A 261-nucleotide genomic window follows, 5' to 3' on the forward strand; every position below is an offset into this window, starting at 1 on the left:
CATTCGGACGCGGGATGGAGCAGTCTGGTAGCTCGTCGGGCTCATAACCCGAAGGTCGTAGGTTCAAATCCTGCTCCCGCAACCAATTCTTAAGTTTGAATTAAAACAACTTGGCTTGTTTAAGTGTTTACTTGAACCATTCGGACGCGGGATGGAGCAGTCTGGTAGCTCGTCGGGCTCATAACCCGAAGGTCGTAGGTTCAAATCCTGCTCCCGCAACCAATTCTTAAGTTTGAATTAAAACAACTTGGCTTGTTTAAG

General features: G+C 47.5%; 2 tRNA genes. Both read left to right on the top strand.

Going from position 1 to position 261, the window contains the following annotated elements:
* Positions 1 to 8 precede the first annotated feature (8 nt).
* A tRNA-Met gene (locus H4J59_RS03945) sits at positions 9 to 85 on the top strand.
* A gap of 60 nt (positions 86 to 145) precedes the next feature.
* A tRNA-Met gene (locus H4J59_RS03950) sits at positions 146 to 222 on the top strand.
* Positions 223 to 261: the final 39 nt, after the last annotated feature.

The organism is Colwellia sp. MB02u-10, assembly GCF_014077185.1.
In the GTDB taxonomy this organism is placed as follows: domain Bacteria; phylum Pseudomonadota; class Gammaproteobacteria; order Enterobacterales; family Alteromonadaceae; genus Cognaticolwellia.